The organism is Zoogloea sp., assembly GCF_028693495.1.
In the GTDB taxonomy this organism is placed as follows: Bacteria; Pseudomonadota; Gammaproteobacteria; order Burkholderiales; family Rhodocyclaceae; genus Zoogloea.
Map to the genome: position 1 here is coordinate 23,358 of NZ_JAQUVG010000034.1, position 6,818 is coordinate 30,175.

The following is a 6,818-nucleotide window of genomic DNA, read 5'->3' on the forward strand; positions in this document are numbered from 1 at the left end:
GGGCTCTGACATGCCCTGTCAGCTTACCCCAATCTGATTACAGATTCCGCACGTGCAGGCTCAAGGGCCATGCCATCGCCTAAAATGGCAACTTACCTAGTCCGAGCCACTTCCCTCCAATGCCCCGCCGCCCTCCATCGCCGTCCTCTCCCGCCCCACGCCCAATCTACACGGTGGAGGCTCTACGAGCCGTGGAAGCCCTGGCCATTCCGGGCGCCGCCCCCCCCCTGATGGAGCGGGCCGGACAGGCGGCCGCCGAACTGGCCCTGGCCCTGCTGGAACCAGGCGCTCCGGTGCTGGTAGCCTGCGGCCCGGGCAACAACGGCGGCGACGGTTTCGTGATGGCACGGCTGCTACACGCCGCCGGCCATCCCGTGGACGTACTCTGTGCCGCCGATCCGGCCCGGCTGCCCGCCGATGCCGCCGCCGCCCGGGAGGCCTGGCAGAAAGCGGGCGGCAGGATCTGGTCCGCATGGCCCGCTGCTCCTTCTGGCGGCTGGGGCATGGTGGTGGACGCCCTGTTCGGCATCGGCCTGCAGCGTCCCCTGGAAGGGCTGTATGCAGACTGGATCACGCGCCTCAACGACGCCTCCGGGTGGCGACTGGCCCTGGACATCCCGAGTGGACTGGATGGCAACCGGGGCTGCCGCCTGGGGCCCTGCTTCCAGGCCGACCACACACTCACCTTCATTGCCCTCAAGCCAGGACTGCTGACCCTGGACGGTCCGGACCAGTGCGGCGAGTTGCACCTGGCACCCCTCGGCCTCGACCCGGAGGGCTTGGCACCGCCCTCTGCCTGGGAAATCCGTCCGGCCCTCTTCTCGGCCAGCCTTCAGCCCCGGCAGCGCAACAGCCACAAGGGAAGTTACGGGGACGTGGCAGTGATCGGCGGCGCCCCCGGCATGGTGGGCGCCGCCCTGCTGGCCGGGCGCGCCGCCGCCTGGCTGGGGGCGGGCCGGGTGCTGGTCGGTCTGCAGGATGCTGCGGCCCTGGCCGTGGACCTGCTGCGACCCGAGCTCATGTTCCGTCCGGCGGCGACCCTGCTGGAACAGCCGGGCATCGCCGCCCTGGCCGTGGGTCCCGGGCTGGGGCAGTCCGCAGGTGCGCTTGCCCTGCTCCGCCGGGCCGTGGCCACCCCAACGCCCCTGCTGCTGGATGCGGACGCCCTCAACCTGGTCGCCGCCGACGGAGGACTGCAGGAGGCCCTGCCCCATCGCGGGCACCCCACCCTGCTCACCCCCCATCCGGCCGAAGCCGGTCGTCTGCTGGGCATTTCCACTGCCACCGTCCAGGCCGGCCGGGTGGACGTCTGCAAGACGCTTGCACACCGCTTTCAGGCGTGGGTGGTCCTCAAGGGCTGCGGAAGCATCATCGCAGGACCGGAAGGCGAGTGGTGGATCAATGGGACTGGCAACCCGGCCATGGCTACGGCCGGCATGGGCGACGTCCTGAGTGGCCTGACGGCCGCCCTCCTCGCCCGGGGCTGGACACCCCGGGATGCCCTGCTGGCGGGCGTGCATCTCCATGGGGCAGCCGGCGACCTGTTGCAGACCCGGCTGGGGCTGGACTGCGGCCTGCTGGCGGATGAACTGGCCGCAGCAGCCCGGACGGTCTTCAACGACTGGGTCCAGAGACGGAAGCCTGCTCCGTGAGCCATCGACGGCGACCAACCCTGCCCGCCCTGAACGGCGGGCCCCTGAACCCACCGGGGCCAATCCAGGACGCCGAAAAGGCGCCCGGGCACACTCCGCACTGCGGCCTCCACCCAGAACACGCAGCAAACGGGGGAGCCACCTTCTTGTTCAGCCTCGGCCAATGAACGCACCCCAGCGCCCCTTGCGGGGGATCGGCCTGGCCATGATCGCGCTGGTGCTGTTCGTCACCCTGGACGTCACTGCCAAGCATCTGAGCAACCGCTTCCCCGTTCCCCTGCTGATCTGGGCCCGCTACACGGTCCATCTGCTGCTGATGGTGGTGATTCTCGGCCCCCGCCTGGGCCGGCGTCTGATCGCAACCCGGCGCCCCCTGGCCCACACGATGCGAGCTCTCCTGCTGCTCTGCACCAGCCTGTTCGGGCTGAGCGCCTTTCAGCGCATGCCCCTGGCCGAGGCCACTGCCATCATTTTCGCGTCACCGGTGATCGTGGTCCTGCTGGCCCGACCGATGCTGGGGGAGTCCATCGGCAGGCTGCGGCAGATCGCCGTGGCCCTCGGCTTCGGCGGGGTGTTGCTGGTAGCCAGGCCAGGCAGCGGACTGGTCCTCGAGGGGGTCCTGTACGCCCTGGCATGCGCCCTGATGTACGCCCTCTACCAGATCCAGACCCGGAAGCTGAGCCCCACCGAAAGCCCGGCGACCCTGCTGTTTCACACCGCCCTCACGGGCAGCCTGTTGATGAGCTGTGCGCTGCCGTGGATGGACAGCGATGTTGCCCTGCAGGGCCTGGACCCTGTCCTGTTCGCCGCCATGGGCGCTCTGGCAGCCATCGCCCACTTTCTGCTGACCCATGCATTCAGGGATGCGCCAGCCTCCCTCCTGTCACCCATGCTCTACATGCAGCTGGTGTGGGCGGCGCTGTTCGGGTGGCTCTTCTTCGGCCAGACCCCCGATGGCATCGGCGCCATCGGGATGGGCGTGATCGGGGTGGCGGGCGTGCTGATCGCCCTCGACGGTCACCGCCTGAGCCGCCAGCGCACCTGAAATCCACGCACCCTCAACGGGCGCTCAAAGCGTCCACCGCAGGCGGATAGCCTGCCCGTGCCGCCGATCTCAACAACCCCAGGGCCTCCTCCGGATCGCGGCGCTGCCCGGCCCCGGTCTCCAGCATGACCGCCAGCGCATACTGGGCCTCCGGGTCCAGGGCCTCGGCTGCCCGGCGGAACAGCCTTGCCGCCTCGGCCAGATCCCGGGACACGCCCCTGCCCGCCTCATGGAGCCAGGCCAACCGGGTCCACCCGCGAGGATCTCCCGCCTCTGCCAAGGCACGATAGGCAGCCGCCGCCTCCATCAGACTACCGTCAGCCTCAAGACGCCGGGCCTGGGCCAATTCCCGGTCCCGCTCGCTGAGAGGCTGGGCGCTCCCCTCCAGCAGCGCCAGCTGAGTCAGGGCTTCCTCGTCCCCCAGGTCCGTGGCAGCCTTGAGCCACTGGCGTGCCGCAGCCAGATCCCGGGAGCCGAGACGCCCGCTCTGGAGGGCAATTCCCAGGCGCAGGGCCGCATTCCGGCTGCCGGCCCGGGCCGCCTGCTCATAGCGCCGGCGGGCCTCCGGGCCGTCACGGGGCTCCCCCAGGCCATCCTCGGCCAGAATCCCCAGATTGAACCAGGCCTCCCCCATGCCCCGCTCCGCCAGCGCCGTCCAGATCTGGCGGGCCTCGGCATAGTGGGCCATCTTGAACTCCGCATAGCCCTTGTAGAGGCCAATCGCCGGGCGGCGGACCAGCTCCGCAAGATCGTCCTGACCGAGCATTTCAGCCGGGGCGGACAGAGACATGAGCAGCAGCAGAGCCAGCGGAGCAAGGCGCGAAGCTAGACGGGGCATCGGAATCTCCTGGTTCTTTTAGTCATCCGGTGAGTCACACCGGTCAGCATCCCGCAGGATACCACAGCCTGGGGTCTTCCCCAATGACGGCTGTCGAAATTCTTTACACTCACCGGGGCCTTGGGTATAGTCGCCGAATGCCTATCAAAAAGACGATCCTCGGCTTTTTAGTAGCGACCGCGTGTTCCGGCGTGGTCCTCGCATCGGAGCAGCAAGACCCGGCCGATGACGACGGCCTCCCTCAGCCCTCCGTGTTCGAACGTTACACCGGATCCATGCGCGCCCTGCTGAACCAAAGCCTCAACTTTCTGGGCGTGCCGTATCGCCTTGGAGGCACGAGCCCACTCACCGGTTTTGACTGCAGCGGTTTCGTAGGCAAGGTTTTCGCCGACGCGCTGGGCCTGGGTCTGCCCCGCACGGCCGCTGAAATGTCCCAGATGGGTGAGCAGGTCAAGGTCCATGAACTCAAGCCCGGTGATCTGGTTTTCTTCAACACCATGCGCCGCGCCTTCTCCCATGTGGGTATCTATGTGGGCAACAATCAGTTCATACACGCCCCCTCCACCGGCGGCGTGGTTCGCGTGGAAGACATGCGGATCGGTTACTGGGCTACCCGTTACGACGGTGCCCGCCGGATTCTGCCCGGAATGGCCCCTCGCCAGACCCAGAGCAACTGAGCATCTGACTTTGGCCCGGACTTCCGGGCCTTTGTTTTTTCCTTTCCTCCCTCCGCCACCATGATTCCCTGGCTCGGAGACACTCCTGCCTTCCCACCCACGACCCTTGCCCTCCGAAACCCCAACGGGTTGCTGGCGGCAGGGGGAGCCCTGACGCCCGACTGGCTGCTCGCCGCCTACAAGGCAGGCATCTTCCCCTGGTTCAACGAAGGCGAACCGATCCTGTGGTGGAGCCCCGATCCCCGGCTGGTGGTGTTTCCGGACCAGGTCCGGATAACCCGCTCCCTGCGCAAGACGCTGCGTAACGCCCGCTACGAGGTACGCCTGGACTCCGCCTTCGCCCAGGTCATCCAGGCCTGTGCAGAACCTCGCAGCCACGGGGCTGGCACCTGGATCACGGAAGACATTCAGGCAGCCTATATCCGCATGCATGAACTGGGCCATGCCCATTCCGTCGAGACCTGGATGGACGGGGAACTGGTAGGCGGACTCTACGGCATGGCCCTGGGCCGGGTCTTCTATGGGGAGTCCATGTTCAGCCGGCGCACCGACGCCTCAAAGATCGCCTTTGCCCACCTGACGCGCTTCCTTGAGCTACGGAATTTCGCCGTGCTAGATTGTCAGATGACTACCGGCCACCTCCAATCCCTCGGAGGCCGGGAAATCCCCCGGGAAGCCTTCGTGCAGATGCTGGGCACCCTGACCCGGGAAGACAGGCCGCCGGCCCCCTGGCCGGAAAACGGAGCCCAGGCTCCCTGGACGTGAAGCGCGATGCTCAAGGACTACCCGTACTCCCTGCTCCAGTTTTATGCCACCGCGCCCTACGGCTGCTCGTACCTGCCCGACCGTCAGGCGCGTTCCCAGGTAGCCACCCCCAGCCACCTGATCGACACGCCCCTGTACAGCGAACTTGTACACAGCGGCTTTAGGCGCAGCGGAATTTTTACCTACCGCCCGTACTGCGATACCTGCCAGGCCTGCATTCCGGTACGCATTCCCGTCGCCGACTTCCGGCCCAACCGCAGCCAGAGACGCGCCTGGAGAGCCTGCGCCAGCCTGCTCCCACGCGAAATGCCCCTGGAGTTCATCGAAGAACACTACGCACTGTATCAGCACTACCAGACCCGCCGCCACGCGGGCGGCGGCATGGATCAGGACAACCGGGAGCAATACGCTCACTTCCTGCTCCAGAGCCACGTGGACAGCCGTCTGATCGAGTTTCGGGAAAATGGCATCCTGCGCATGGTCAGCGTCATCGACTGCCTCACTGATGGTCTGTCCAGCGTCTACACCTTCTACGAACCGGATCTGCCCACAGCCAGCCTGGGTACTTTCGGCATCCTCTGGCAGATCGAAGTCTGCCGGGAACTGAAGCTCCCTTACCTGTACCTGGGCTACTGGATTCAGGACAGCCGCAAGATGGCCTACAAGGCCCACTTCCGGCCCCTCCAGGGACGCCTCGAAGGACGCTGGACAAACCTCTTCGAAGCCGGCCCCCTCCCAGCGGAATGAGTCCATGAAACGTCAGATCCGGGCCGCAAGCCTCGCCACCGCCTTAGCCTGGCCCCCCGGCGTCTGGGCCTTCGACGCCCTGCCCAGCCTCGGCGATCTGCGACATGCGCCCCACCGGGACTGGCTCACCCTCTCGGGCGCATCCCATCATTTCCAGCCAGAGCGTCGGGACTGGCGTGAAACCAATCCCGGCCTGGGTTTCGAACGGGAACTCAGCGGCACGCCGTGGGTAGCCACTGCAGGCTACCTCCGTAACAGTTACGATCATCACACAGCCTACCTGGGCGGCCGCTGGATGCCCCTGACCGCCGGCCCATTGAAGGCCGGACTGCTGGGACTGCTGGCCACGGGCCATCCCTCTCCGGTACTGGTTCTGCCCACCGTATCGGTTCAGGCGGGGCGGATCGGGGCCAACCTGATTGCCGTTCCAAACCTGCCCGGCTACAGCGGCTACCTGGGCATTCAGTTGCGCCTGGCCCTCGAATAGCTGCCACGAAACAAAGCTTTGCCGCACTGCGGTAGAATGGCGGATGCTCTACGAAATCGCCCGCCCCATCCTGTTCTCCCTCGAACCGGAGACCGCCCACGAAACCGCTCTGGCCGGTCTCAATGCTGCGGGGCGTCTTCTGCCCGCGGCCCGGCCCCTCCCCGCACGCCCGGTGGACGTGATGGGCCTCACCTTCCCCAACCGGATCGGTCTTGCCGCCGGCCTGGACAAAAATGGGGAAGCCATCGATGGCCTGGCCCGGATGGGTTTCGGTTTCATTGAAATCGGCACCATCACCCCCCGCCCGCAGCCCGGCAACCCCAAGCCACGCATGTTCCGGCTGCCGGAGGTCAAGGGGATCATCAACCGGATGGGCTTCAACAACCACGGCATCGACGCGCTGATTGGCCATGTCCAGAACGCCAAGTTCAAGGGCATCCTCGGCATCAATATCGGCAAGAACGCCGACACCCCCATGGACCGGGCTGCGGACGACTACCTGATCGGCCTCGACAAGGCCTACCCCCTGGCCAGCTACATCACGATCAACATTTCCTCTCCCAACACCAAGAATCTGCGCCAACTCCAGGGTGAATCCGAGCTGGAC

The 6,818-nt window shown here is 66.6% G+C and carries 8 protein-coding genes; 7 read left to right on the forward strand and 1 reads right to left on the reverse strand.

The genetic code is table 11. From position 1 onward, the window contains the following. Positions 1-191 precede the first annotated feature (191 nt). Together PHD22_RS07620 and PHD22_RS07625 are read left to right on the forward strand one after the other, a co-directional pair. On the forward strand, positions 192-1,652 hold the full coding sequence (locus PHD22_RS07620) for an NAD(P)H-hydrate dehydratase (RefSeq protein ID WP_366520697.1): 1,461 nt from the start codon (positions 192-194) through the stop codon (positions 1,650-1,652). Positions 1,653-1,815: 163 nt separating this feature from the next. Further along, a complete protein-coding gene (locus PHD22_RS07625) occupies positions 1,816-2,697 on the forward strand; it encodes a DMT family transporter (RefSeq protein WP_299864574.1) in 882 nt (293 codons plus the stop codon). 13 nt (positions 2,698-2,710) lie between these two features. On the opposite strand, the gene PHD22_RS07630 is transcribed toward PHD22_RS07625, so the two are convergent. Continuing rightward, positions 2,711-3,535, reverse strand: coding sequence for a tetratricopeptide repeat protein (locus tag PHD22_RS07630; protein ID WP_299864577.1), 825 nt, complete (start codon positions 3,533-3,535; stop codon positions 2,711-2,713). A gap of 137 nt (positions 3,536-3,672) precedes the next feature. Between PHD22_RS07630 and PHD22_RS07635 the strand changes: the two genes are divergently transcribed. The 5 genes from PHD22_RS07635 to pyrD form a co-directional block, all read left to right on the forward strand. Next, positions 3,673-4,212, forward strand: coding sequence for a C40 family peptidase (locus PHD22_RS07635; protein ID WP_299864580.1), 540 nt, complete (start codon positions 3,673-3,675; stop codon positions 4,210-4,212). 60 nt (positions 4,213-4,272) lie between these two features. After that, positions 4,273-4,977, forward strand: a complete 705-nt coding sequence (gene aat / locus PHD22_RS07640) for a leucyl/phenylalanyl-tRNA--protein transferase (RefSeq protein WP_299864583.1) — start codon at positions 4,273-4,275, stop codon at positions 4,975-4,977. 6 nt (positions 4,978-4,983) lie between these two features. Further along, complete coding sequence (locus tag PHD22_RS07645) at positions 4,984-5,724, forward strand: arginyltransferase (RefSeq protein WP_299864585.1); 741 nt, start codon at positions 4,984-4,986, stop codon at positions 5,722-5,724. Between the two features lie 4 nt (positions 5,725-5,728). After that, on the forward strand, positions 5,729-6,211 hold the full coding sequence (locus tag PHD22_RS07650; protein ID WP_299864588.1) for a hypothetical protein: 483 nt from the start codon (positions 5,729-5,731) through the stop codon (positions 6,209-6,211). 43 nt (positions 6,212-6,254) lie between these two features. Next, on the forward strand, positions 6,255-6,818 hold a 564-nt coding region (pyrD, locus tag PHD22_RS07655; protein WP_299864591.1), incomplete at its 3' end, for a dihydroorotate dehydrogenase (quinone).